Source organism: Sphingomonas sp. 28-62-20, from assembly GCF_002281505.1.
In genome coordinates this window covers 1-1,410 of record NZ_NCGH01000086.1, presented here as the reverse complement: position 1 = coordinate 1,410, position 1,410 = coordinate 1, and the positions used below count along the sequence as shown (strand labels likewise).

Below are 1,410 nucleotides of genomic sequence, written 5' to 3'. Positions count from 1 at the left end.
TCCCGTCGCAACGCCGTGGCAGCAACGTGCGGCGTGGACAGGCTATACCACGGCACTTCAAGCGCAAGGCGCCGAAATCGACGAAATCGATATTTTTGGGCGGGAATGTGCCGTCGCATTGCCCGGACGGCCTAGGATGCCGAGCCATCTTGATGATCACCACGCGCTGCGCAATTGGCAGACGCGCCTGGCATCCCAGAAAGCTCGCCACTGGCGGGACGAACTCCCCATCTCGACCGAGATCGCTGCGGACTGGGCCGAGCGTCCAGCCTTGTTGCGGGCGCTCGAGATCGTCGCCCGGCATGCACGGGCCGACAGTACAATCACGCCGTGGCTCACCGTCCCGTGGCTCCTGAAATCGATGAAGATCACGCACGCCGCGCTCCCATGCCTGACGATCGGTGACAAAGCGCTGCGGCTCGCTCCGCGCGACACGCAGCCGATCATCGTTCGCAATCTACGAGCATTCGCAGATCGTGCCGAGGAAGGCCTCGTTCGACTGCAGGCGCTTGAGGACAACAGATTGCGGGCGGCCGACGCCGTCCGTGATGCTCACCGTCCGGGAAAGCTCGCCACGCTTCTGAGCCTCATGCAGTTCATGCCTGTGGCGAGTCCTCGCTTGGTCGCAGAGACGTTGGACCTGACTATATCTGGCGCCGGAAAATTACTAGCGCGAGCCGCGGACCTTGATCTGGTTGTAGAGGTGAGCGGTCGGCAGGCATGGCGCACCTATGTCGCGCGGGATCTCGCTTTGTCGTTTGGCTTCGTGCAGCGGTCGGTGGGACGCCCGCTTGCTCCACCAAAATATTCTGCCAATCTCGAACCGGTGCTCCAGGCGTTCGATCGCGAGATGGCCGAGCTCGACGCAAAGCTGGCGAGCCTTGGACGCGCGGGTTGCGTTCACTTTCCCGGGGCGTAATTTCCTCTGATCTGCCAGCCGGTGCTCACGCCCAGTGTGCGTCGAGCACCTCTCGTACGTTCACTTTCCCGGGGCGTAATTTCCTCTGATCTGCCAGCCGGTGCTCACGCCCAGTGTGCGTCGAGCACCTCTCGTATCGCCTTCTCGGCATCTTCGCGTGAGGCACCGCCCTTGTTGAGCAGCGTCAATCGGACTCCCTTGCGATCAGCTCCTTCGATCCGCAGCACCGCTTTACCGGCCGCGCTCGTGACCGTCTGCGCCATTCCTGACTTCTTGGGGGATCCTGACCTCTTGGGGGGGTCACCAGCGGCGGTGAGCGCTCGAATGACATCAAGGATCGGCATCGCCTTGCCCGCATCGGCTTGTGCCTTTCCAAGCGAAGCGGCTTCCTTGAAAACCCTCGCTCGCTTGTCCTCCGGCTTGAGGAGCGGTTTGAGAGCGATCACGTTGCGAATGCTAAGGTCCTGCGGTTCTGGGAACGCGGCCATAAG

The 1,410-nt window shown here is 62.3% G+C and carries 1 protein-coding gene and 1 pseudogene; one reads left to right on the top strand and one right to left on the bottom strand.

Annotated features, from left to right (window positions below; translation table 11 throughout):
- Nucleotides 1-919, top strand: a 919-nt coding sequence (locus B7Y43_RS20225; RefSeq protein ID WP_374133445.1) for a hypothetical protein, incomplete at its 5' end; no start/stop codon positions are given.
- Nucleotides 920-1,023: 104 nt separating this feature from the next.
- Here the strand turns inward: B7Y43_RS20225 and B7Y43_RS20220 are convergent.
- Nucleotides 1,024-1,410: pseudogene (locus B7Y43_RS20220) on the bottom strand (replication protein B); the annotation flags it as partial.